The following is a 25,133-nucleotide window of genomic DNA, read 5'->3' as shown; positions in this document are numbered from 1 at the left end:
CATTTCCCCGACAGCTCAGAATAAGCCGGTTAGATCGAATTGCAATTGCGCGATGACGGGACGGTGTCGGTAGTAAGTTGCAACCTTTTTGGACCTTACAACCTGAATGAACCGAATTCACGCCCCTGAAATCGCTCACCTGTTAAATACTCAGAACAAGCTCGTCATTCATTACGACGTTCATTGAGCAGGATTGTTGAGCATTACCCTTTCATGAGCCCTGAACTCACGTGTGCTAGTGTGCCAGGCCTCTTGTCGCTGACCGTTCAGCGACCAGCAGGCGCGGTCTTGTCAATCACAGCTGAAATCGCCTTCTGCCACACGCCGACGAGGTCACGCGCTTTCACTACCAACTTTGCTCAACGGAAATTCTGGATCACGTTTGAGCACATGCCAATCTGAATTTTCCGCAACGATCTCTTTGATAATACTTCCGGGGTCATCCTGAAGTCACTCGCCTAGCCAGCTCAGTTCGCGTCAACGTAGGCAGCGGCTCGATACCGCCCATAGCCGACCTTCACGAGCAGCCCTTCCTCGCACATCCGGGAGAGGTAGCACCGTGGGATGCCGACGTCGGTGAGATCGCGAGTCCGTACCTCGCCGCGTTCTTGCGCCAGAGCAACGGCGCGATTCCGGAGCGATGGTGGACGCCCACCTGCGAGGTGTAGCGCTTCCGCGCGGTCCCGATCACGTTTTCGCATTTGATGCGGCAGTGCCGCGTCCCGGAGTAGCGCTATGGCGAATTCGTATTTCTCAGATTCATCGATCCCGGAGAGCCAACTTCCAAAGATTTGGCCAATCGTGAGCATTGGCGGCGGCATAAGCCGCAGCTCTTTGTGCAGCAGATGCGCGAGGTTGGCGGCTTCGGATTTGAGGACATTCCACGCACGGCAGTTTGTTCTGCCCAATTGAGCGCGGACATCGTGCCGCTCATCTACCATGGAAGCAGTCGAACGACGCGGCTCGCTGGCAAAGTGTTCGCCTGGCGCTTGCCCGATCTCATCGATTTCAAACACGGGAAGCTTCACTTCGAAACGCGCGAAACCTCTGTCGCACATAGTGGTGGACCCTTGGCGAGCAGCGCACCGCCATCATTAGGGGGACAAAGGAACTTGGAATCGCGCTTGTAACGACCCCGAACTTCGGTCTTCTGCTCGACAATCCGCGAACAGATGATCTTCACGCGATAAAGCGTATCGCCATCACATTCGAAGAATTCCAGCGTGAAGGGGTGGCCTGCGCACTCCATCCTAACGGCCGGACCTATCGGGACTTTGAGCGCTGGTCGAGACTTATTGCCGAGCGCTGTTTGGTGCAAGGCTGCAGCGCGTAGTTGTCGAGCATCAGCTCGCCATCATGACGGCGTCGTGCCGAGCGGTGCCGCCGCATGATGCCTCAACGTCGGGCTCACCACAAACAATGCTGTCCCCATTGAACGGAACTGTCGCGAAGCGAACAGTCGAACTGTAGCCGAACGTTTTCCGTTCGTGCTTGGGTGGATCCGCAAGGCAAAAACAAGGAAGTGCGAACCAAGGTCCGCCCGCACAATTGAGCTTCAAGCCGCAGCTGGTCGTCAGGCTGGCACGTCATTTGCGGTCGAATGCAGGACCCTTTGTGACGCCTACCTCTACCAGCTGAGTTGACTGTGATGATTGTACAAAATTTTGCATACCTCCATTTCGGCGAAAATTATATTATCGGCAGCTAAAACCAAATATTGGACAACAATCACCAGAGTACATTCTAGGATTTCCTTCAGGGCTTAGCTGACGGCACGGCAAAACTGCGCACGTTTCAAAGCTGTTCACAGAATCACTCGCGTCCATCACTTTATTATTAAAGCGGAGATCGACAATGACCATTAGGAGCCTCCTCCTCGGCTCAACTGCGGCACTGATTGCCGTTTCCAACGCTCGCGCCGTCAGCACCGCCGCCGAGCCTGACCCGACTGAGTACGTCAAGATCTGCGACGTCTACGGCTCGGGCTACGTCTACATTTCAGGCACCGAGACCTGCCTGCGAATCGGCGGCTCTGTCCGTTACAACGTCGGATTGTTTGACCACTCAAGAACCTCGGATGTGAGGACTGGTGAGCATCAGAGCGCGTGGCAAAACAACACACGCTTCACATTGAAAACCTGGACCGGCCAGGAGACCGAACGCGGGACGTTGAAGACCTACACCGAAACCCGCGTGAACTTCGGCAGCCACCAGACATCGGTTTCGGACAGTTCTCGGTCCTATGCCTTGAACGGAGGCAGCGGCCTGACTATCGCCTGGATTCAGCTTGGTGGCCTGCGAGTTGGTAAGGACCGGTCGGCTTTCGACATGTTTATTGGCTGCGCGGGTGATGTACTGAACCAGACGCCGGCTCCGTACGGCGCTTTCGATACCAATGTGGTTCAGTACTACTTGGACGCAGGGAACGGCTTTTCGGCCGTGGTTTCGCTGGAACAAGGCTCGGACGTGGTCGGCACAATCGACAGCTACGCTCCCCACATAGTAGGCGGCTTGAAATACGCACATGGCTGGGGAGCGATCACCGGCGTTGCAGCTTATGATAGCAACTACGAATTGGTGGCCGCCAAGGTCCGTGTCGACATCAATGTCACCAACGAACTATTGCTATCCGGAATGTTGGGCTACGGTTCCCATGGCCAGCTCAACTACGGCTCGACGAATTCGGTAGACGCTCATGGTCGCGGTTTCTATAAACCTTGGGGTGGGAACTGGGCTTTCTGGGCTGGCGCCGGTTACGAGCTCACCGAGTCAGCTTCGTTCAACCTTCAGCTCTCGGGTGATCAGCTCAACAACTATGGTGTCGCTGCGAACGTCGCCTATGCGTTCCTTCCCGATTTCACAGTTACGGCTGAACTCGACTATGACCGCTACGGAGGCTCCGCCGTCGGAAAGGTGAAAGCTTCCGAAGTGAACTGGACCAATGCCAACAAGAAGAGCAGTGTCGGCGGTATCCTGCGTTTCGAACGCTCATTCTAATGCGATGAAGCGTTGAGCTCCGAGGTCCAGTTGATGCGCGGACATTCCCCCTACATTCCGTTGATTGATGCATACACGGCTGGGACGGCCGTCGCACGCGGCGACCGTCATAGAGCTCGGGTTTGACGCCGTGCTCCTGAACACGGCGGTTCCGAGGGCGGCCGATCCGGTCGGCATGGCGCGTGCGTTCGGCAAAGCGGTCGATGCCGGTCGTGAAGCTTTCAGCTCGGGAATGCTCGAACGGCGCTACCCACCGACGATCGGCAGGGCCGTCTTCTCATGAAGTCGTGGACGTGCCGGCTGGATTGACCGGCTGGTGCCGCTCGGCGTCCGTCTGGTGCAGCTCCGGATAAAGGATATGGACGAGAAAGGACTGCAGACGGAAATCCGACGCGCGAACGACGCCTGCGCGGTCCATGGTTGCCAAGTGAGTCAACGACATTTGGCGCACGGCAATCGAGGAAGGCTGCGACTTCGTCCATCTTGGTCAAAAGGATTTGGCTGCCGCCGATGCTGGCGATGAAATACGTCGGATTGAAGCTCGGCCTGTCGATCCACGATCACACCGAACTGGAAACGGCGCCAGTGGCGGAACCGGAGTATGTGGCGCTCGCCCCAGTCTATCCAACAGCCTCAAGAAGATGAATGGGCGTCGCGAGGACTCGAGCGGATCAGCGGTGGAAGCACCAGGTCGCGCCGATCCCATTGGTCTGCATCGGCGGCCTCAACCTGACCGTCTCGAAGGCGTTTTTTGAGGCTGGCGCGGAAAGCGCAGCCGTGGTCACCGACTTTGCGCTGAACGACGCCCCAGAAGCGCGCACGCGAGAATGGATCGAAAGACCAGAGCAATGGCGCCGAGGGAACAGAGTGGCCGCCACCAAGATCGGCATGCTCGCAACGGCTGAGATCGATCGTCGCTGCGGTTGCCGCTGTGCTGCGCGAATATCCGCGCACCGACAATCCAGATCCGGTGCTGGCTTCCACGTCAGGCCGAGCGTTCTTGAAGCAAGCGCCATCCCGCATCATGAAGTAGCATCTGATGCCGCTTTGCCGTGTCGACACCCAATGTCATTGAACTGGCGCTTCTTGCCGGCTCAGTGCTACCGGTGAATGAGGCCGGCGCGCTTCAACAAGGATCACAAGCCACCCCGTCTGCTGGACTCCTCCAAATTCGAAACACGGATGGTTACTATCCAGACAATTGATTTTATCAATTTGCGACAATACCGCATAGCGGCGCCGGCGGAATGATCACCGGTAGCAAGACGAGCTGTTTCGTTGGCCTGTAGGACGCGCACCGCGACCGAGGTACAAGCCAGCCCGTCTGCGGCCATGTTCGGATCGGGCGCATCGGTGCGCCGATGAGATTGCCGGCGGAACGTTCTATTCGTACAGCCGTGACGGCAGTCATCTCACCGGCGCCATCCTGCCGATGGATGGCCGGCAGTCGGTGCAGTATGGGCTGACACTGTTCGGAATGAAGCCGCTCGCGATTCGGACGGTTGAAATGGAGGACATTAGCGTGGAACCGATCAGTCTCGACGAACTTCTGGCCAGCGTCGGCAAGGAAGTCGGCGTGTCGCCGTGGCGGGTGGTCTCGCAGCAGATGATCGACCAGTTCGCCGAGGCCACCGATGACCACCAGTTCATCCACTGCGATCCGGAGCGCGCCAAGCGCGAGACGCCGTTCGGCGGCACCATCGCACATGGCTTCCTGTCGCTTTCGCTTTTGTCGGCGATGACTTTCGAGACCATGCGGCCGCTCGAAAACTGCAAGATGGGTGTCAACTATGGCTTCGAATCGCTGCGCTTCCTGGCGCCGGTGAAAACCGGATCTCGCATCCGCACCCGTTTCGTACTGGCCGACGTCAAGGTCAGGCCGTCGGGCTGGGTGCAGACGGCGCTGGGCGTGACGATTGAGATCGAGGGCTCGAAAAAGCCGGCGCTGACCGCGCGCTGGTTGACGCTGACGCTGATCAAACGCCAGCCGGAGGCGGCCTGAATTGCTCAACGAGCATCAGCAGAGACGATCTTCACGTGCCGGGGCGATGTAGGCGACTAGCGCACCGATCGGCAACGCGGCCACGGGGGTCGGCTAGATAGAGTGGCAGGAATGCCTAATCGGGGCTCCGACTCGGAAGGGGCTTCGATGTATCGGAAGCGCCTCGGCTTTCGGCGCTGCATTCCTTCTTCACGAAGGTCCATGGAGAATTCCCGACCACGGGGTCGAAAGATCGGCTTGTGATCGGAGTGGGCAGATCCTCCCCGACTGAATCTGCCAATAGGGTGTTATCGAGTTAACCGGGTCGAACTTGAGGTCGCGGGTGTCGCTGATCGGCTGCTCGTCGAGCTCGAGAGCTGCCAGCTAAAGGAAGAACACGGCTATGAAGAGCTCCGCAGTTGATGTGGATGCCCAGAGCTGGGAGTGCAGACCGACGAGTTCCCAGCGGGCGAACTTGCCATTGGTAGCGCGCCAGACCAGTGGCGAGAAACCCTCGATGAGAAGGCCCCCGAGGCGCACGCGGGATGGACTACAGTGGCGTTTGGCGAGAGGGCCTTCGAAGACGAGAGCGAGTGTAAGATGGACGAGCTCGACACGCGTATCGCGCAGTCCCTGCGATCGCGCCTTGTTCGCGGCGCTCGTGCGTGCGAACTGTTGGTAGATCGAGCTGACTAGATGAACGGGATGGCATTAAAGCGGAACTGGAAGAGACGTCCCTGGCCGAACTAAGTAAGATCAATCCAGCCATCGCTAAAGGTAGGCGAACACGAGACGTTCGGACTCCGTGCCGCTGAAATCCTCAAATTGAAACGGCCGGACCGTTGGAGCTATCATCACCCGCTTGGCTTCCAGAGCTACGGAGCGGGTTGATTATCTGAACGTCCTCGAAGTCCTTTTCATTGTCGGTCACTACGACACACTCGTTGGCTTCGGCTACAGCGGCAATGATTGTGTCTAGGGCGCTCCGCGAACGGCCTCTGGCTTTGCCGTTGGCCATCAGCCGCGCCCACACGAGGCCAGCTTTCTCGTCGAACGATAGCACGCGGCCAGCGAACAGCGCTTGCGGGCCTTCGGAGCCCTCGAACCAAGTTTCAAGGCTGCTGCGCTTTTTCCCCTTCGGCTTCTCTAGGATGCCTCGGCGAATTTCGGCGACAGTAAGCGAAGCAATGAAGAGGTCTTCGTCCTTCTGCGCGCCCATCCAGGCCAGCAACGAGCCCGAAGGCTCCGGCTTTATGACGTTGCTGATGATATTGGTATGAAGAAGGTAGCGCGTCACAGGTCGATCTTGCGCCCCTCTTCGCGCGGCCGGCTGAGGTCGAGATTGGAGCCAACCAGAGGCGAGCGACGCAACGCGGCGAGAATGCTGCCCGCTTTCGGTGGCTCACCCGCCACGGCTTGCTGTATGGTCCGACGAAGCTGTCGGGCATCCGGCCCGCTCTCCGTTAATTTTCGGGCAAGAGTTCGCAGTAGATCGCGGTCTGCGTCGAAGGCCTGGATCTCGAACCGCGCGATGCCGCGCTCAGCCAGGCGAGAGCGATAATTCTCGATGGCTCTCTTCTGTGCAGTGTTGCCCATCGCGTGCCTCCGTCTCTATCCGGATATATAGCCATGGCTTCTTCGGAGCACAAGGTGCCCCGTCATCGGCCAGCACTGGCTCCTGCGCGACGCGCGTTATTGATAGAATTCCAGCTTGTCGAAGCACTGTGACTTGGCATCATTGTCGCGAAACGGAGTATTTCGCGTCAGGACAGGAACGCGATCATAGCGCGCCGAAACGGCAACAGCCGAAAAGCTTCGTGTGGTCGCCGGCGCGGCCCGCGAATTGGCTGTGTCTGCGTCGCCGAAGCCCGATCGACGCTTCGTCAATCTGGTCCGGCTGCTGGCGCGACAGGCCGCACGGGATTTCGTTCAAGCCGAAACGGATAGCCAGACGCGAGACCGCGTCCCGGAGTAAGGGGCCGCCCCATGAAGGTCGCGCTTGGCGCTCGCTACTCAACTGACAATCACCGAGACGCCTCGATCGAGGATCAGTTGCGGCTCTGCTGCTTGCGTGCTGAAAAGCAAGGCTGGACAGTCGTCGACAGCAATACCCACCGCGCGATCTGCGGCGGGTCGCTGTTGCGTCCCGGCCTTCAGGAGCTGATCAGCGATACGATGCAGGGCAAATTCCTGATCGTGCTCGCAGAGGCGATGGATCGCCTGACCATGACCGCTGCAAACCGGAGCAGGCTAGGCTGGGCAAACGTTGCAACAGATCCTTCAAGGAAATTCATAGACTCTTAGCAACTCCGGCTCGCTGTGAATGGTAGGCTTATTGCAACGTCTGAGGTCAGTGGTTCCAAACCGTGGCCCCGCTTGTCTTCGACTGGCCGAACTGCTTGCAATTTCGGCTAAAGGCAAGAAGAGCGCCCATTTGTTTGTTCGACACAGGATATCGACGGTCGTCACGGCCACCGAGATTTGTCCGGTCGTTGGACAACCCTTCGAAATCGCAACTTCTGCGGAGAACGCGAAATGAGAAATTCGGTAGGACTTGGTCCTGAGCCATGATGACACTGGTTAGTCGCCTACGCATGGCAGCGCATCCTGACCGCCTTCGAATCCTGGGCCTTTGTGCGCATGCGGACCTAACTGTCTGCGAGCTAGCGGAGATTCTGAGCGTGTGTCGAGAGCGGGTTGCGCGACACGTCCGGCTGCTCGCCAGAGCCGACTTTCTTTGCTGCAACGAACAGCCTCCGTGGCGCTCGTACCATCTCAACGCAGGATCCAACGACGGCGGGCTGGTTCAATTATTGGTCGATCTCCTGCCCCATCGCGACGGCTATCATAAACAGGACCTGCAGCGGCTCGAAGCGTACGAGACACGCGGCCGAAAAGGACCGCGTGCTTGATCGTGAAATAGGTCAATCCAATTGGAGCGCGAAGCTACCATGGACAACTCCGCAGACGGCGCAATCGCACAGCCGGACACCCACGGGCGGTCTTCCTTGGCCGCGGTTGATTGCCGCGTCCACGAGCTGCTTCTGAGACAGGAGCGGCAGGAGCGGACGACCCTCAAGCTCATCGCCTCAGAGAACTTTGCGTCCTCGGCCGTGCTGGAAGCGAACGGCTCGATTTTCACGAACAAGTACGCCGAGGGGTACCCCGGCGCGCGCTACTACGCTGGAAACGAGATCGTTGATGAGCTTGAGGATCTGGCCATTGGGCGCCTGAAAACGCTATTTGGCAGCGAGCATGCCAACGTCCAGCCTTATTCCGGCTCGCCGGCCAACCAGGCTGTCTATCGTGCGCTTTTGAGTCCCGGTGACAAAGTCATGGGCTTGCCCCTTCCGGAAGGGGGCCATCTGACTCATGGTTGGGCCATCAACTTTTCCGGAACTGACTATCAACGCGTGCCCTATGGACTAGATGAAAAGACACAGCAGATTGACTATGACCGCTTGCGCGAGACAGCCAAGCGGGAACGGCCGCGGCTCATTTGGGTCGGCGGAACCGCTTACCCGCGTGTCTTTGACTACGCGGCAATGGCAGAAATTGCCCTGGAAGCGAACTCCTATCTCGTAGCCGACATTGCGCACATCAGCGGCCTGATTGCCGCGGGAGCGCACCCGAATCCCGTGGGCCATTGCGACGTGGTCAGCAGCACGTCCCACAAGTCGATCCGCGGTCCCCGCGGTGGCTTCATTTTGTCAAGGAACGAAGATCGCTATCAGGCCCTGTATCATACAAAGAGCAAATACAATCTCGCCAGACGAATAGACCGGGCGGTCTTCCCTCACCTGCAAGGCGGACCTCACATGAATGCCATCGCTGCGCTAGCGGTTGCCTTGCACGAAGCCGCGAACCCGTCCTTCCGAGGCTACGGCCAACAGACGGTCAAGAATGCCAAGGCTCTGGCACATGCACTGCTTGAGCGAGGTTATGACCTGGTTACCGGGGGGACGGACAATCACATGCTGATCCTTGATCTTCGCGATCGGCCACTATCGGGCAAGGCCTATGCCGAGCGACTAGCAAAGGCAGGGATCATCACAAACTTTAATATGGTGCCTGGCGACCCGCGGCATCCGGCGGTCACAAGCGGAATTCGCCTGGGGGCGCCAGCAGTGACGTCAATGGGCATGCGCGATGTGGAAATGGTGCAAATTGCTGGCTTCATTGACTCCGTCCTCCAGCGGCCAGACGACGAAGATCTCCATGCCTGCGTGCGAAGAGACGTTGCCGACTTGTGCGCTGCGTTCGAGGTCCCGGGCATCTCCGACAAGTAAGGTGGGCCAAGCAAAATGCCCATACCACATCCAACATCCGAAGCGAGGTATTCATGGCTAGGCAGTTCGTGTTCTCTTCCGAATCGGTTGGCGCGGGGCACCCGGATAAGTTGGCCGACAACATCTCGGATGCCATCCTCGATGCCATCCTCCGCACGGATCCCAAGGCGCGCGTCGCCTGTGAAGCGTTGGTAAAATCAGGGATAGTCGTTCTGGCTGGCGAGATCACCAGCGATGCCCAGGTGGATTACAGCCAAGTTGCGCGCGATACGATTCTCGACATTGGGTACGACGACGAGGCCGTCGGCTTTGACGGCCGGCGTTGCTCCGTCGTTCATGCCCTCACCGAGCAGTCGCCCGACATCAGCCAAGGCGTTGACGAGGGAAGAGGGCAAGACCTCCAGCAGGGAGCGGGAGATCAGGGCCTCATGTTCGGCTACGCATGCCGCGAAACCGATACCCTGATGCCTTTGCCGATCCAGCTCGCTCATCGCTTGACGAAACGGCAGGCGTATGTCCGGAAGGCACAACAGCTTGGCTGGTTGCGTCCTGACATGAAATCCCAAGTCTCAGTGCGCTATGAGGGGTTGCGCCCGGTCGCCCTGGATACCATCGTCGTGTCGACGCAACATGACGAGCAGGTCTCGCAAGAGACTGTCCGCGAGGGCGTCATTGAGGAAATCATAAAGCCTGTCCTGCCGACCCACCTGGAGACGGAAGGCATCAGAATTCTGGTCAACCCGACGGGGCGGTTCGTAGTCGGCGGGCCGCGCGGCGACTGCGGTCTCACTGGACGCAAGATCATCGTCGATTCCTATGGCGGGATGGGTCGTCATGGCGGCGGCGCCTTCTCGGGCAAGGACCCGTCCAAGGTTGACCGCTCGGCTGCCTATGCAGCCCGCTATGTCGCAAAGAACATCGTCGCTAGCGGACTTGCGGACGTGTGCGAGGTGCAGCTTGCTTACGCAATCGGCGTGGCCAGTCCGGTTTCCGTCATGGTCAACACGTTCGGGACAGCCAGGGTTGAGGAAAGCAGGATCGAGCGCCTCATTCTTGAGTTGTTCGATCTCAGACCGAAAGGCATTATCAAGATGCTTGATCTCTTACGCCCTATATATCGCAATACAGCGACCTATGGCCATTTCGGCCGTGAAGAGCCTGATTTCACCTGGGAGAAGACAGACAGGGCGGACGAATTGCGTCGCGAGGCAGGACTCGCCGCCCCGTGAGAGCCGCCGGCGAACGGATTGGCAAGCGGAAAGCCCATTTCCACCGGGCAGACCCGCGCCTGGCAGGCGTGGCGAGAAGCCGGCTCGGGTTTTTTGGCGGAGACATTGATGCCGGATTATGACGTGCTTTGCATCGGCAATGCCATTGTCGACATCATCGCCCAGTGCGACGAGGCATTCCTCGAGATCAACGGCATTATCAAGGGCGCGATGAACCTGATCGACACCAAGCGCGCCGAGCTGCTCTACAGCCGCATGGGGCCGGCGATCGAGGCCTCGGGCGGCAGCGCCGGCAACACGGCGGCGGGCGTCGCCAGCTTCGGCGGACGCGCCGCCTTCTTCGGCAAGGTCTCCAACGATGCGCTGGGCGAAATCTACGCCCATGACATCCATGCCCAGGGCGTTGCCTTCGACACCAGGCCGCTTGAGGGACAGCCGCCGACGGCGCGCTCTATGATCTTCGTCACGCCCGACGGCGAGCGCTCGATGAACACCTATCTCGGCGCCTGCGTCGAGCTTGGCCCTGAGGATGTCGAGGCCGACAAGGCATCCGGCGCCAAGGTTACCTATTTCGAGGGCTATTTGTGGGATCCGCCGCGCGCCAAGGAGGCGATCCGGCAGACGGCGAAGCTCGCACACGAGGCCGGACGCGAAGTGTCGATGACGTTGTCGGATTCGTTCTGCGTCGACCGCTACCGGGACGAGTTCCTCGAGCTGATGCGCTCGGGCACTGTCGACATCGTCTTTGCCAACAGCCACGAGATCAAGTCGCTCTACCAGACAAAATCCTTCGACGAGGCCCTGGCTCAGATCCGCAAGGACTGCAAGATTGCCGCCGTCACCCGTTCCGAAAAAGGCTCGGTGATCGTGCGCGGCGACGAGACCGTGGTCATCGAGGCGACCGCCATCAAGGAGTTGGTCGACACCACCGGCGCCGGCGACCTCTACGCCGCCGGTTTCCTGCATGGCTACACGCAGGGCCGCAACCTCAAGACCTGCGGCGACCTTGGCTCGCTGGCGGCCGGCCTGGTGATCCAGCAGATCGGCCCAAGGCCAAGGCAGAATTTGCGCCGCGAGGCGGAAGGGGCTGGGTTGCTGTAGATGCGCCGGCAACTAACCAGCCGCCCTACTGACGCGATGACCGCAGTGGCGGAACTGTGTCAAAGCTCGCTGATAGCGACAGCCATTCGCTTCGGAGAACTGACCCATGCTGCTGCCGTGAAGCTCGCTGGAGGAGCGGTGCAAGGCGTGCTTGCCATGACGGCATTCACCGTCATCCAGATCGTCACCAGCATTTTCCAGAAGCTCAGCTTGGGGAAGGCCAGTAAGGTTCCTGAGGTAACGGAGAACTCGCGGCGTCCGTCGGACTTGACTTGCGATCACGTCCCACGATGCCGAATGCGGGCAGCAGACTGAATATTTCACAATGCTAGACAAAGGCGTAAAAGCGCGATCACATAGCGACATAAACATTTCGTTATGCGTCATTGACAAAAGAGCGAACAGCTGTGATTGTCTGCGTGTCGTGGTTCTCGCGTGCGGCGCTGCCGCAGCGGAGCTAAGAGGGAAGCCGGTGCGATGCCGGCGCTGCCCCCGCAACTGTTAGCGGCGAGCCAACCCCAATCATGTCACTGAGGCGAATACCCTCAGGAAGACGGGTAGAGGCTATGACCCCGCGAGCCAGGAGACCTGCCACGCGAATTACGTCCACGGGCGGGGTGTCTCGGTGGCCGCTGCAACCCGGCGTTGATGCCGGCCTGCTAGCGCCTTCCTTGTCACCGACGCCCCCAACCATCGGGGTATGACATGACTGTCTCTCAGCAAATTCCTGTAGCAACGCTCGGCGTGCCGCGCTTCGGTCGTCGGCGAGAACTGAAATTCGCCCTCGAAAGCTACTGGTCCGGAACATCGTCCGCTGGCGACCTTCTTGCGACGTCGAAGGCGCTCCGAGCCGCTAGCTGGGAAGAGCAGCGCGATCGCGGCGTGTCGAAAATCCCGTCGAACGACTTCTCGCTTTACGACCATGTGCTCGACACCGCAGCCATGGTCGGGGCCGTTCCATCCCGGTACGGCTGGAATAGCGGCGAGGTCCCACTTGACATCTACTTCGCAATGGCGCGCGGCAACCAGGGTCAGACGGAGGATTGTGGACACGCTGGTCACCAGGAGGAGGCTCATGGACCTGGTGTAACCGCGATGGAAATGACCAAGTGGTTTGACACCAACTACCACTACATTGTGCCGGAACTCGATGATGATCAGACGTTCGCCCTCTCGTCATCGAAGCCGGTCGATTACTTCCTCGAGGCTAAAGCTCTCGGCATTCACACACGCCCAGTCATCCTTGGACCCATCACCTTCCTCAAGCTGGCGAAATCGCCTGCCGAGGGGTTCGGTCCCATCGCGCTCCTACCGCGGCTGCTGCCGGTTTACGAGCAGCTTCTGGAGAGGCTGAAGCTGTCGGGAGCCGACTGGGTGCAGATCGATGAGCCAGCGCTTGTCCTCGATCTGAACCCGAACGAACGAGCTGCGTTCGAATTCGCCTATGGCCAGCTGTCGAAAGCCGCGCCCGAGCTGAAGATCATGCTGGCTACGTATTTCGGGTCGCTGGGAGACAATCTCGAAACCGCGGTTTCTCTGCCCCTGGCCGGCCTGCATATTGATCTCGTGCGCGCTCCCGAGCAGCTGGAAACGGTGGGTCGGCTCGCTCCGAAGGATCTGGTGCTCTCGCTCGGCTTGATCGATGGCCGCAACGTCTGGCGTGCGAACCTGCCCGCCATTCTCGACCGCATCAAACCGATCGTCGCCGGCTGGCCCTTGGACCGCGTCGAAATCGCGCCTTCTTGCTCGATGCTGCATGTGCCGATTGACCTGCGCATGGAGACGGAACTCGAGGCCGACATCAGGTCGTGGCTCGCCTTCGCGGCCCAGAAGACCGACGAGCTGGTCTTGCTGGCCCGGGCCCTTTCCAAAGGCAGGGATGCGGTGGCAGCCGCGTTGAAAGCTTCTGCCGAGGCTGCCGCCACTCGCTTGACGTCCACGAAGATCCATGACCCGCTTGTTGAGGGGCGGATCGCCAGCATTGACCATAGCATGAAACGACGAGAGAGCGCTTTTGGCGAGCGCTCCAGAGTCCAGGCCGGCACGCTCGGGCTGCCGCCGTTCCCGACGACGACAATCGGGTCCTTCCCGCAGACGCCGCAGGTACGCCGCGCGCGGTCCGCTCATGCGAAGGGCCAGCTCAGTTATGTCGACTACGAGATTTTCCTGAAGAAGGAGATCGAGTCAGCAATTCGTTGGCAGGAAGAGATCGGGCTGGACGTGCTGGTGCACGGTGAGTTCGAACGAAACGATATGGTACAGCATTTCGGCGAGCAGCTGTCCGGCTTCGCCTTCACTCAGCATGCCTGGGTGCAAAGCTATGGGTCGCGCTACGTGCGTCCCCCCATCATCTTCGGGGACGTATCGAGGCGCAATCCGATGACGGTGCGCTGGTGGCAATTCGCCCAGTCGCTTACGGAAAAGCCTGTGAAGGGAATGCTCACAGGCCCAGTGACCATTCTCAACTGGTCCTTTGTTCGAGACGACGTACCCCGCTCCGAAGCCTGCCGCCAGATCGCGCTCGCCATCCGCGACGAAGTGACGGATCTCGAAAGGTCCGGCGCAAGGATGATCCAGATCGATGAGGCCGCGTTTCGCGAAGGATTGCCACTGCGCCAATCTGACTGGAAAGCCTATCTCGACTGGGCTGTCGAATGCTTCCGGATCGCTTCAACGGGTGTAAAGGACGCGACTCGAATCCATACCCACATGTGCTATTCGGAGTTCAACGAGATCATCGACGCGATCGCTGGAATGGATGCGGATGTCATTTCGATTGAGACGTCGCGCTCCAAGATGGAACTGCTGGACGCCTTCACGAGCTCCAAATATCCGAACGAGATCGGTCCCGGCGTCTATGACATTCACTCACCACGTGTGCCGGAGGTCTGCGAGATTTCGGACTTAGTCATGCTTGCCCGCGAGCGACTGTCCGACGGCCAACTGTGGATAAACCCGGACTGTGGCCTCAAAACACGCAAATGGGAGGAGGTCCGCCCTGCCCTCATTAACATGGTCGCTGCAGCACGCGCGCTCCGGCAGAAAGTGCAGGCGTGAGGCTTCTCTTCCTCACCGTGTGGGGAGTTGCCGGCTGGCGGATGTCGGCCGGGAATATGCCAAACCGATCACACTCTTGGAAATGAGCCACTCGGCGCAAATGTGCAATTTCCCTACGGCACGTGTCTTAATCCCGCAGAAATATAAATGTGGCACTACGCTATAATATCGGTTCCTTGGGGACATACAGGCCCCGCGCCTCGAACAAATCGGACACGCGTCGTTTCTCAAAGTAGACTGCTTGGCGCGTTCGCTCAGGCAGCGACAATATATGGTGCTGCGTCTGTCCGCCCCCAGTTGATCGCGCAGACTACGGGCGAGGTGGCAGGGTCCGGGTATCGCTAGCGTCCCGCCAATTCGGGAGATGGACGTCGCAATTCGTGTCGCCAAGTAAAAATCGCCAATCATTTTCGATTGCGAGTCCGCAGCCAGTTGGCCCTTATTTTCCTGAGATCTGCGTTACAGGCCGGGGCGTTGTCGCCGTTTCTGAGGGTAAGATGGGATAGGCGACGTCAGGTGCCTCTCCGGTCAGCGAGTTGAGGAAGGCAACAAGCAGGTCAACTTCTTCGTCCGCCAGTACTACGCCGAGCTGGGTGGTCCCCATAATGGCGACGGCCTGTTTCAGATCCCAAACCTTGCCCGTATGAAAGTATGGCGCGGTGAGTGCAACGTTGCGCAGCGGCGCCACGCGGAAGACATAGGAATCGTCGGCTGCATTGGTGACCTCAAATCGGCCCTTGTCTTTGTCCGGCAGGACTTCGGCGCTGGGCCGTTCCACGAGGCCGAATGGGTAATAGGCTTGCCCACCAACGTTGATGCCGGCATGGCAGGACGAGCAGCCTTTGTCCATGAAAAGCACCAGGCCCTGTTTCTGTTCGGAAGTCATGGCAACCTCATCACCATTCAGGAAGCTGTCGAACGGGGCAGGTGTGACCAGTGTCGCCTCGAAGGCTTCGATCGCCTTGGCGAAGTTGTCGAAGGTGACCCGATCGGCTTCAGCCGGAAAAGCTGCATCGAACCACTCGACATATTGCGGCATGGACTTGAGAGTGGCGATGAGTTGGCCCGGTGTATTGGCCATTTCGATCCCGGCTTGGACCGGTCCCTTCGCCTGAGCCTTCAGGTCTTCGGCACGACCATCCCAGAACTGGGCGATGTTGAAGACAGCGTTCAGTACAGTCGGCGCGTTGCGCTGTCCCTTCTGCCAACCATGGCCAATCGAGGTTTCGTGATTGTCGTCGCCGCCGGTGGCCAGGTTGTGGCATGAATTGCACGACAAGACGCCTGACGCCGAGACGCGTGGATCGAAGAACAGTGCCTTGCCGAGAGCGATCTTTTCCGGGGTGATCGGGTTGTTGGCGACTGTCGGCGTGGTGGATGGCAAAGCCGTGAAGGTGGCCAATGCCGTATCTCTGAGGTCGGTGGGGATCGAATCCGCAGCAAAGGCGGTGGGTGCCAGCAAGGTGACAGCCATCGTACTGAATAAGATTTTCATAATTGGTCTTCCTGCGTCGTCCACGCAGCCATTATGCGATCTGCGGCTCATGAACGCCCTGAGCTAGATCAGCTTGAGGGAGAGGACGGGGTCTCACACCTGTTTTCGCAGCTGAGCTGGGACCCTCTTGGAAGGATCGCTCTTCTCGATTGGACTTCAGGGAGGAGGGGTATCCCTGGTCGGCAACCGGTTGTATGCATCAAAGCACGCCCTGAGGGCGGCTTCGTAGATTCGGTCACTGCGATCTTCCAGCCAAGGTTGAGAAAGTCGACAGCATCCGCAAGACTGGCAATCTCTTGCACGATGTGCGCTGCACGCCTTGCGAAAAGTGAGCTTCTGAAACGTCAGGGTTCATTCGTTCCTCCTGACCTGCTGATTACGCAATCGGCCTTGTCGACACCCGCCGACTACACATTGTGATGTCACCAGCGATGGCGGTTTCAACACCTAAGCAGCGACGGTCTATACGACAGTATGGATCTCGTATCGGAATAGGCGTTCCGCCTTGGTGGACCGTCACACCGGCATATAGCTCCGCTTCTACGAACATCCCATCACGCCAGGAAAGACATGGCCAACACGCGCAGTATCGCCAATCTAGCCCTTTGTGTCGACGGCGCCGCGCTTGAGCAGGTCCACCCGCTGTAACTGCCTCACCTTGATCCACAGATCCTAGGCGCCGACCACGTTGTCGTCATCATTTGACGGGCGGGGGGCATTGGCCCATAAGCGAGCCAACGCAAACTGTGCGGTTGCCAATGCGTACTGAAGTGAATTGCAATGATCTTCGGTTTGCGAAACACGCACTTCCGACGCAGCTTGCGTTGACAGAGGCGGTTTTAGGCGCAATAGCACTTCCGCTGGCCTATTTAGTGGAGTTCCATTGTGGTTCGGCCAAGGGCGCGGGGCGCCGGACCGGCCACTTGTAAACCTAATCAAAGAGAGAGAGACCCTGCATGGAAGAAATCTTACCGCGCATCGCCACTGGTGCCGGCATCGGCCCGGCTCTCGCAGAGAAGGCCGTTGGGTTAATGCTGGGTTTCCTGCGGAGCCACGCGGCCGACGGTCCCGGCGCGCGCATGATCGAGGCCATTCCGGGAGCTTCGGAATTAGTAGCGAAGTATCATGGCGACGACCCAGAGGGTGGCGGCCTTATGGGGCTCGGGCAGCAATTGATGGGTGAGGGTCTCAGCATGGCAAAGATCGCCGCCCTCGCCAACGAGACGATCGCCTGCGCCAAGGAACATGCCGGCGACGAACTCGTGGACGAGGTCCTCAATTCCGTTCCTGGCCTTCCCCAGTTCGTCTGATCAGCGGCAGCCGGGGGCGCATGACCTTGTGCGCCCGTGCCGGCCCGTCTGCGCAGCAGGCATTCTCCGCCGAGCGCTCCGCACCGATCTCGCCAGACCACCAACCGCCGGGCACGCGAAGCGAGCGTAGGATTAATTCATTCGTCTGTTGCAAAATCAACTTCAGGCGATTCGATGTGTATAATTTCTGGCGGTAAGGGTTTATCCTGAACGCTTTCGATGAAGCCCGCGAGATAAGCAAACGTATTGTATTTCTCGAGGACTAGCCGCTTCGCCTCTCTTATTGCGCCGCGACGTTCCTTCCAGAGGTCTGAGTTGATGATTTCTTGAATTTTTTGGATTACGTTCTTGTCCTCTGGGTCAATCAGAACCATAGAGTCCGAAGGGAAGAACCTCGTGATTGCTGGGCTGCCGTAATAGATCGGCATTGTTTCAGCAACGAAGCAGTCCATAAGCTTCTCTGTAAAATAGTAGTCAGCACGAGTATTCTCGAACGCTATACTGTAACGGTAAGGTGCGAGTGCGTTCCATTTATCTCCAATCAGCCGAAAACCTCGGCCGAACAGGTCAAAATCGAGCTCCTTTCTCAGCCGTTCCAGAAACGCCAGCCGATATCGATGTCCTTTTAGCAGGGCGATGTTACTGGTAATCCATGAGAGCCGAAGCGGTTTATCCACCACTTCGCTGACCAGAAGTTGGTCATATGTCTTGTTTACAGACCAAGACCGAGTGATAGGCGGAGACAAAACGAATCGGCGCGCTGCATTCTGCCGAGCAGCCAGCTCTTCGTCAGACGTCAGGACGATAGTATTCTTCCCCTGCCCTTCATGAAATGCACGATGAGCTTTCGTCGGCGGTTCGCCGATTGCAAAGATTGTCCTGTTTGGGCTCGCCTCGATATCAACAGGGAGCCCAAAAAGAGACGCAGAGTTAAAGACAATATGCCAATCGGGCACGAAGGATGTAGTGCGTACAAAAGCGACGTTGTTCCAGATTCCACTGCCCTTTGGAGTGAGATGGTGGATTGCATCATCCAAAACGCCCCAAGAATCTAGACATGTAGCAACAATGGGCGCCGGGCGTTCCGTCAACAATTTGGCCGACAAAGCAGTTCCACTCCCTTCAGTCGTGAAGGTACTCAATCGCCATTCAGGATTGCGGTAACATCGGGCAGCATAAACCTTCCGGGACCTGCTGTCGAGGCAATTGTCGCTTTGCACTTGACCAGGTTCTTCCTCGCTTCGTGTGGTGATCAGGCCGGCTGAGTGGCAGCATGCGTGCCTAAGGAGTTCGCAGCCGGCGCTGCCTAATGGTACGTTTGATCGTCTTCAGGCGGTTGATCAGCCCTTCCGCCTCGGCCGCTCTCCACGGCAGTTCAATGGCATCGCGAACGGAGTCAAGGTCACGGCGTAGGACCAGACCGAAACGCGTGTTGGCGATGAGCCGGGTGACGCCAAGTCGATCGAAGTGCCGAGCTTGCCCAACTCACAGGCCCCGCAAAATGCCGCGGAAGGGCATGGCAAGCCTGCGCATAGTGGCAAACTCATGTCATCCCTGCTTCAGGACGTCGACCTTTCTGGCCTGGTTGATCGTCAGCACATCACGAGGCTTCATGCAGAGGGCCTCGGCGACTACCGGCGAGATCACACGGCCGGTCGCGGCATTCTGTATGAGGACGCGTCGCTGGCTGGTTGATGCATATCATTGATGCAGGCGGCTCACTGTCCTTGCCCGGCCTCTCGGCGCGGCGCCAACTTGCGAGAAGCCGCTCCAGATTCGAGAAGCTGCCGGTCGCCGCGCTGTTTGATATCGTGGAACAGGTGTCATCCGCAGCCATTGCCGCCTCTCCAGGACCGGCTAAGAAACGCCTCGAAATACATTGATGTCCTAGGTTTATCAGCGGCGGTTCCCAGCCCCTTTGCAAGAGCGGCTCACCGGCGATGAACTTACATCACTTTGGCCATTGCCAATGAACGTTTGTTCCATCGTCCCTGACGCCCACCATCAACCGACCACTATCGCTCGATTTCACAGTCCAAAGAAGCAAAGCGAGACAAAAACAGCGCGCTTAGCCTCGAGGCTACTAGCGACTTCGGCGCTAAGTTAGAGCGGCACGCGCCACGCACCTCGGCAGGGTCGCCAACAACGAGTGGCTCAGCGGTCACGCCGCGAAATATGGCGCATCGATGTCGCTTCTGGACGAGCATTGGCAATAACGCAGTCAGAGACATTGTTGCTTTCGGCGGCAACCGGCCCTATGAAGCGACGCTTCGCTGACTATGTTTCACCCCTGGAGAGTTTCATGACAGAAGAAGCCGGAAAAAACGTCGACACCCTCATTGAGCTTGCCGCCGACGTCGTGTCGGCCTACGTGTCCAACAATCCGATCCCGGTGGGGGATCTCCCTGCCCTCATCGGCCAAGTGCATGCGGCTCTGAGAGCGACGGCCGGAGGTATCTCTGCACAAGAGCCGGTTGCCCTTACGCCTGCAGTCCCGATCAGGAAGTCGGTGACACCGGACTACATCATCTCCCTTGAAGACGGGAAGAAATTCAAATCTTTAAAGCGCCATCTGTCGACCCACTATGGGCTGACGCCGGGTGAATATCGGGCCAAATGGGGCCTGCCGGTGGATTATCCCATGGTGGCGCCGAACTACGCCGCGAAGCGTTCGTCACTGGCGAAAACGATGGGGCTCGGCCGCAAACCGAAAGCGCCGAAAGAGCCGGAAGCGCCGGTGCCGACGAAGCGAACTCGCAAGAAGGTCGCGGCTTGATTGCGGCAATTGAAATTCCTTCTGCAGCGTTGCAGCCGTGGGCTTAATCTGGGCGTCGCATAAAAAAGGCGGGGCCAACCCCGCCTTCCTTTCCAACAACTTGTTTCATGAGGAATTCGCGACCCATGCAGCAATCTGCTGCCCTCACTTTTGCTCGTCCCTATCGAGCGGCAGTGAGCACTTCCGGGCCTACACGCCCACTCTTGCGACTTCGCAGGAGAAAATTTCAACCAGCTTTGCTCAGGCTGCCAGCTGAGGACTTGCCAGTGCGGCGGTCCTGCTCGATCTCATAGTTGATCTTCTGGCCGTCAGCGAGGGTCGAGAGGCCCGCGCGTTCGACAGCGGAAATGTGGACGAAAACATCCGGACCGCCATTGTCGGGCTGGATAAATCCAAACCCTTTGGTGCTGTTGAACCACTTTACCGTTCCAGTCGGCATATAATTATTCCTCTTTTACAATTGCAACGTGGGGCAGGCCATTGGGCCTGTCCGAGTCATAGCCGAGACTTGGGCGCAGCAAAAAGCGAAAAATTGTTAAGCCCCAATCAGCTGGCGCACTCCATTGTTGGCGTAGCCGCCAGCAAGCACTGTCCACACTACCGCTCGACCAGGCCGGAAGCGCTCGATCTTCCAACGCTCCTCAGCGCCCAGGTCTATAGCTCGTGCTTTGGCACGAGACGTAAGGCCGACTGCTGCTCGTGCCGTCAGGTAAAAGGCCGGGTAGTTCACGGAGCTGCCTTCGTGCATAACGGCTTGGAAGCGCTTTAAGGAGTTTCGAGTTGGACTGTTTCAAGAGGGTCGAGGGGTTGATCGATGCGACCAGCGTGGAAGCGATCGATAGCGCGCGCTGACTTCCTGCTTGATTTCATGACCTTGCTGTTTGTGGTAGAAGCCACCCGCGAGCAGTTCCACAATCCGGCGAGGCGGTTAGCGCGCATCAGGTTGAGCAAGGTAAGGCTGTTACTCACGCGATGCTCTTGACCTAAGCGACCACTCGCCAGGGTGCATTTGCAGCCGAGCGCACCAGGCGGTATTTTATGCACATGAAATCAATCGCGACCGCTAAATTCTGCTGTTTGGTTCCCATGGACGACGGCAAGCGCGGACAGCTTCCGTGCTGCTGTCCTGCAGCGGCAAATGTGCTGCATGCCCCCATCCAAGGCGAGCTCGACGTTTGTTTCTTACGTTGACCAAGGTCCCGCGAAAACACTCCCCTTTCCGCAGCAACTCATCACTGTTCAACCGCCTCGCGGCAGGCCATCACGCCAGAAGACAGCAACGGCATCGCTTTTCCCGCCCAGTCCTACGACCTCGTTTTCCAGCGCCTCGCGAATGTCGCCACCCGCCGTTTTTTTTCAGGTCCGTCTTCGCGCGCGAGCTGGGTCCGCGCCCACTTAGCTACGCTGCTCACGCCTCTACCCTTCAGCACCGCCCGGTCTGACTGTCGAGGACATCGGTCCGCTGGAGCGACAACATTTCAATTCTGACCGTCGGTGCAGCGGCCTTCGAAGCGCATCCTGTCCCCATTCCCCAGCAGCGCGCCCAATCGTCTTCCAATGAAGAAGATATTCTCAGCCGTGCTCGCGTCGCCTTCAGCCCTGTTCGATGGCCCACAATGTCGGATGCACAACATGTCAGACTGACTTGTCCACATGCCTCGAATGTTTTCTGATCTGGCACGGTGCATGCGTGGTCGTCCGCAAGGCGTCGCGGATCAAGGAAAATCCATCCAATGACCATCCCCCCAAGAACACCGCCGCCGGTCTCCTGGGCTCTTCCCAAGATGAGGCTCGAGTGAGCCTTGGCCGCATGATTCATCTGGCTCGGCCTGCCCGCCGATCCTCCCACGGGGATCGAAGACGCAGCCCGTTCAGGAAAATGAGGACCAAATCACTGCCTCGAAACTTGCCTTTCCAACCGGAGCCATCGATCGCCCCCTGGCTGCGCAAGGCATTCACTGCCACCGCCCTAGCCCTGGCGACGACCGCTCCCGCTCTGGCCGCCACCGACGGCGGCATGATTACGGATTTCCTGCTCGATGATGGCATGGAACGGTCGACATGACCCCGCGCAAATCGTCACTCATATGATCTGGCACAAGGTCCGCAGCACCGACGAGCCACCGGGCAAACCCGAACTTGTCCCTTCGCTCGAGCGTCTGATCTTTAGGGCGACGCCCAACCGCGCCGACAGCGAGTTCGACGGAGCCGTCTCAGTCAGCGGCTATAATACCGCCCTCACCGCCTATAAATCGCTTTGGGCGAGATGATGGGCTTCGAGGCCGCTAAACGACCATGATCGAGAGCGAGCGAAACGCGATCCTGAAGGAGCGCCGTTGCCGCACAGAGACGAACTGCTGGATGGGAAGGTCAACGCGACGTTGCAGCCAATCAGCCCTACCGCATTCCGGTCAACGGCTGGAGGCAGGAGATGGAGAAGCTGAACGGCACCGACGCATTCACGATCTCCAACGGATACCGAACAACGCCGTGCTGGTGGTGGCCGGCGACGCAGAGCCTGAGATGGTGAAGGCGCCGGCAGCGAAGACCTATGGAAAGGTTGCGCGCGGGCCGGACCTGCCACCGCGCAACCGACCGTCGAGCCCGACTAGTAGAACCGCTAGGCGTCTTGTAGCGAATTCAGATATTCTCCCTCCCACTTGTGTACCCTGGTCTGCTAGCTGTATGGCCGAGGCCCTATAAGGAACCTTTACGTCCGGAATACACACCCACCGACTATATACACCTGCTGCGTTGAGGAGGAATCCGGTATTGCCCCTGTGCCCGCCGATGATCCGTCACCTGCGATCCCCTGACCTGTTTGGACCCATCGATCGCCTGCCTGCACTTGGCACGCGGATGGGCGAGCGGACATTTGAGGTTCTCAACCCGTCGACCGGCGAAGTGCTGGCAGAGCTACCCGATATGGGTGTCGAGGAGACATGCGCTGCGATCGACAAGGCCTATATCGCGCAGCCTGGATGGGCAGGGTTTACCGCACGTGAGCGCAGCGACGTTCTATGGCGATGGCATCAGTTGATCATCGACCACGCCGACGATCTCGCTGCAATTCTCACTGCGGAGATGGGCAAGCCGCTTTCGGAAGCCAAATCGGAGATATCGCATGCTGCCGCGTATCTGCAATGGTATGCCGAGGAGGCAAATCGGGTCTATGGCGAGACGATCTCCGCACCATCGGCCGACCGCCGAATGTTGGTGATCAAGCAGCCCATCGGGGTCGTCGGCACCATAACGCCATGGAATTTCCCGGCCTCGATGGTGGCGCGCAAAATCTCCCCAGCCTTGGCGGCGGGCTGCACGATCGTCCTCAAGCCCGCTGAACAGACGCCGCTCGTGGCTGGAGCAATGTTCGCCCTCGCCCATCAGGCAGGCTTTCCCGAAGGCGTCGTCAACCTGATCTACGCATCCGAAGCTGACGCGGTCGGCCGCGAACTTTGCACAAATCCCAAGGTCCGCAAGATCAGCTTCACCGGGTCTACTGAGATCGGGCGCCTACTCATGCGCCAGTGCTCGGCCCAGATCAAAAAAGTCGGCCTAGAGCTCGGCGGCAATGCACCTTTCATCGTCTTCGATGACGCCGACATCGATGCCGCGGTTGACGGTGCGATCCAGGCGAAGTACCGCAATGCCGGCCAGACCTGCGTTTCAGCGAACCGCCTTTACGTCCAGTCGGGCGTTCACGACGAGTTCGTCGAGAAATTCGTTGAACGGGCTCGCCAACTTCAAGTTGGTGACGGTTTTGCGCGCGGAGTGGACATAGGACCCCTCATCGACAAGAAGGCTTTGGCCAAGATTGAATCCCATATTGCCGATGCCGTAGCTAAAGGCGGCGCGATTCGATGCGGGGGTAAACGCATCGGCACGAATGGCACGTTTTTCCAACCAACGGTCCTGACCGGTGTCACCAGCGAGATGACCGTCGCGCGCGAAGAGACATTCGGGCCGCTCGCACCGATTATTCGCTTCAAAGATGCGGATCAGGTCGTGCGTGATGCCAATGAAACGATCTACGGCCTCGCGGCCTATCTTTATGCCTCCAACCTGAAGCGTGTTTGGCGTGTCGCCGAGGCCTTGGAATACGGAATGGTGGGGGTAAATACCGGCCGGATGTCTTCGGAAGCGGCGCCGTTCGGTGGGATAAAACAGTCCGGCATCGGGCGGGAGGGATCCCGCCATGGGCTCGAGGATTACCTCGAAATGAAATATCTCTGCATGGGCGGCATTTGAAGCATCGGCTTGCACAGGCGGGGTACCTAGCGAGCGATTTCCAAACATGTGAATTGTAGAATCGCTCCTCAATTAGGGCGGCCCCTACCCGAGCAAACACGCAATCCCGAGGAGTACCCCAATTATTTAGGGATCTATCTCTCCCGCGACAAGCGTCTGCATTTCGGCGAAGACCTCGTGAATGTTAAGGAGGATACGCTTGCGATTTGGCGGCCCCAGCCGAATAAGTTCAGACGAAGGGCTATGCGTTGCGCGGGTCTGATTGGAAGCTTGTGCACCATGCCAGATCCTGAACGCTGGTTGTGAGCAATATCCGGTTTCGGACCCGAATTTGAACCTGCTACATTCCGATTGTCAGTAGCTCAGTTGTTCTTCGGCTGAATGCCGCGTCGGTACAGTCTCGGACAGAATAGAAGATAGCATCACGCAGGCATTCGCATTCACATTGGTGATCGGCGCACGTTCCAGGGCGCCAGGTTGACCAAGCGGGTCGAATTGCATGACAGCCTTGACCGGCTGGAGGACGGAATGCCGATGCCGCAGAGGTTGGTCAGCGCAGTCGAGCCCACACGGCATTGCGGCACGAACAGCAAGGGCTGGGAAGCGATCGGCCGAGCGGTCCTCGAAGGCGCGGGCCAGGGTTGTCGACG

18 protein-coding genes, 2 pseudogenes and 1 riboswitch are annotated in these 25,133 nt (G+C 58.7%); of the genes and pseudogenes, 14 read left to right on the top strand and 6 right to left on the bottom strand.

Annotation, left to right across the window (positions count from 1 at the left end; all coding sequences use genetic code 11):
* Window positions 1–467 precede the first annotated feature (467 nt).
* Window positions 468–1,016 carry a type IV toxin-antitoxin system AbiEi family antitoxin domain-containing protein gene (locus AC3EMP_RS09615; RefSeq protein WP_352463751.1) on the bottom strand — a complete coding sequence of 183 codons (549 nt, stop codon included), beginning with the start codon at window positions 1,014–1,016 and terminating at the stop codon, window positions 468–470.
* An 838-nt stretch (window positions 1,017–1,854) separates the two neighbouring features.
* Here AC3EMP_RS09615 and AC3EMP_RS09610 point away from each other — a divergent pair.
* The 4 genes and pseudogenes from AC3EMP_RS09610 (at window position 1,855) to AC3EMP_RS09595 (ending at window position 4,999) form a co-directional block, all read left to right on the top strand.
* Entirely contained in the window at window positions 1,855–2,997 is a 1,143-nt protein-coding gene (locus AC3EMP_RS09610; protein ID WP_488494606.1) for a porin, read from the top strand.
* A gap of 33 nt (window positions 2,998–3,030) precedes the next feature.
* Window positions 3,031–3,280 (top strand): annotated as a pseudogene (locus AC3EMP_RS09605) (thiazole synthase); the annotation flags it as partial.
* Window positions 3,281–3,301: 21 nt separating this feature from the next.
* Window positions 3,302–3,846, top strand: a pseudogene (locus AC3EMP_RS09600) (thiamine phosphate synthase); the annotation flags it as partial.
* A gap of 658 nt (window positions 3,847–4,504) precedes the next feature.
* Window positions 4,505–4,999, top strand: coding sequence for a MaoC family dehydratase (locus AC3EMP_RS09595; protein WP_031203438.1), 495 nt, complete (start codon window positions 4,505–4,507; stop codon window positions 4,997–4,999).
* Window positions 5,000–5,798: 799 nt separating this feature from the next.
* Here AC3EMP_RS09595 and AC3EMP_RS09590 read toward each other — a convergent pair.
* Both AC3EMP_RS09590 and AC3EMP_RS09585 read right to left on the bottom strand, forming a co-directional pair.
* A complete protein-coding gene (locus AC3EMP_RS09590) occupies window positions 5,799–6,275 on the bottom strand; it encodes a type II toxin-antitoxin system VapC family toxin (RefSeq protein WP_023685624.1) in 477 nt (158 codons plus the stop codon).
* Window positions 6,272–6,574 carry a hypothetical protein gene (locus tag AC3EMP_RS09585; RefSeq protein ID WP_023671839.1) on the bottom strand — a complete coding sequence of 101 codons (303 nt, stop codon included), beginning with the start codon at window positions 6,572–6,574 and terminating at the stop codon, window positions 6,272–6,274. Before AC3EMP_RS09585 ends, AC3EMP_RS09590 begins: the two co-directional genes overlap by 4 nt.
* A gap of 390 nt (window positions 6,575–6,964) precedes the next feature.
* On the opposite strand from AC3EMP_RS09585, the gene AC3EMP_RS09580 reads away from it, so the two are divergent.
* From AC3EMP_RS09580 to metE, 5 genes are all read left to right on the top strand, one after another.
* Window positions 6,965–7,282 (top strand): recombinase family protein, encoded by a 318-nt coding sequence (locus AC3EMP_RS09580; RefSeq protein ID WP_352713412.1) that lies wholly within the window; start codon window positions 6,965–6,967, stop codon window positions 7,280–7,282.
* A gap of 647 nt (window positions 7,283–7,929) precedes the next feature.
* Complete coding sequence (locus AC3EMP_RS09575; RefSeq protein ID WP_023702973.1) at window positions 7,930–9,267, top strand: serine hydroxymethyltransferase; 1,338 nt, start codon at window positions 7,930–7,932, stop codon at window positions 9,265–9,267.
* Between the two features lie 53 nt (window positions 9,268–9,320).
* Complete coding sequence (gene metK / locus AC3EMP_RS09570; RefSeq protein ID WP_023693516.1) at window positions 9,321–10,496, top strand: methionine adenosyltransferase; 1,176 nt, start codon at window positions 9,321–9,323, stop codon at window positions 10,494–10,496.
* A gap of 108 nt (window positions 10,497–10,604) precedes the next feature.
* Complete coding sequence (locus tag AC3EMP_RS09565; protein ID WP_352713414.1) at window positions 10,605–11,597, top strand: adenosine kinase; 993 nt, start codon at window positions 10,605–10,607, stop codon at window positions 11,595–11,597.
* A gap of 408 nt (window positions 11,598–12,005) precedes the next feature.
* A riboswitch (cobalamin riboswitch) is annotated at window positions 12,006–12,207 on the top strand.
* A gap of 95 nt (window positions 12,208–12,302) precedes the next feature.
* A complete protein-coding gene (metE, locus tag AC3EMP_RS09560) occupies window positions 12,303–14,654 on the top strand; it encodes a 5-methyltetrahydropteroyltriglutamate--homocysteine S-methyltransferase (protein WP_352713416.1) in 2,352 nt (783 codons plus the stop codon).
* A 439-nt stretch (window positions 14,655–15,093) separates the two neighbouring features.
* On the opposite strand, the gene AC3EMP_RS09555 is transcribed toward metE, so the two are convergent.
* Complete coding sequence (locus tag AC3EMP_RS09555) at window positions 15,094–16,149, bottom strand: cytochrome-c peroxidase (protein WP_023724684.1); 1,056 nt, start codon at window positions 16,147–16,149, stop codon at window positions 15,094–15,096.
* 956 nt (window positions 16,150–17,105) lie between these two features.
* On the opposite strand from AC3EMP_RS09555, the gene AC3EMP_RS09550 reads away from it, so the two are divergent.
* Complete coding sequence (locus AC3EMP_RS09550) at window positions 17,106–17,459, top strand: hypothetical protein (protein ID WP_023690586.1); 354 nt, start codon at window positions 17,106–17,108, stop codon at window positions 17,457–17,459.
* A 137-nt stretch (window positions 17,460–17,596) separates the two neighbouring features.
* Here AC3EMP_RS09550 and AC3EMP_RS09545 read toward each other — a convergent pair whose 3' ends face one another.
* Window positions 17,597–18,601, bottom strand: a complete 1,005-nt coding sequence (locus AC3EMP_RS09545; protein ID WP_352713419.1) for a glycosyltransferase family 10 domain-containing protein — start codon at window positions 18,599–18,601, stop codon at window positions 17,597–17,599.
* Between the two features lie 552 nt (window positions 18,602–19,153).
* Between AC3EMP_RS09545 and AC3EMP_RS09540 the strand changes: the two genes are divergently transcribed.
* Together AC3EMP_RS09540 and AC3EMP_RS09535 are read left to right on the top strand one after the other, a co-directional pair.
* Window positions 19,154–19,342: a hypothetical protein gene (locus AC3EMP_RS09540; RefSeq protein WP_023830730.1), complete on the top strand. Its 189-nt coding sequence runs from the start codon at window positions 19,154–19,156 to the stop codon at window positions 19,340–19,342.
* 419 nt (window positions 19,343–19,761) lie between these two features.
* A complete protein-coding gene (locus AC3EMP_RS09535; protein WP_023702968.1) occupies window positions 19,762–20,235 on the top strand; it encodes a Ros/MucR family transcriptional regulator in 474 nt (157 codons plus the stop codon).
* Between the two features lie 226 nt (window positions 20,236–20,461).
* On the opposite strand, the gene AC3EMP_RS09530 is transcribed toward AC3EMP_RS09535, so the two are convergent.
* Complete coding sequence (locus tag AC3EMP_RS09530; RefSeq protein WP_023679670.1) at window positions 20,462–20,674, bottom strand: cold-shock protein; 213 nt, start codon at window positions 20,672–20,674, stop codon at window positions 20,462–20,464.
* A 1,600-nt stretch (window positions 20,675–22,274) separates the two neighbouring features.
* On the opposite strand from AC3EMP_RS09530, the gene AC3EMP_RS09525 reads away from it, so the two are divergent.
* Both AC3EMP_RS09525 and AC3EMP_RS09520 read left to right on the top strand, forming a co-directional pair.
* A complete protein-coding gene (locus AC3EMP_RS09525; RefSeq protein ID WP_352713422.1) occupies window positions 22,275–22,505 on the top strand; it encodes a hypothetical protein in 231 nt (76 codons plus the stop codon).
* A 520-nt stretch (window positions 22,506–23,025) separates the two neighbouring features.
* Window positions 23,026–24,483: an NAD-dependent succinate-semialdehyde dehydrogenase gene (locus AC3EMP_RS09520; protein WP_352713425.1), complete on the top strand. Its 1,458-nt coding sequence runs from the start codon at window positions 23,026–23,028 to the stop codon at window positions 24,481–24,483.
* Window positions 24,484–25,133 lie beyond the last annotated feature (650 nt).

The organism is Mesorhizobium sp. P160219, assembly GCF_057786095.1.
Note: the sequence above shows the minus strand (reverse complement) of the source record. Positions and strands in the feature narration are given on the sequence as shown.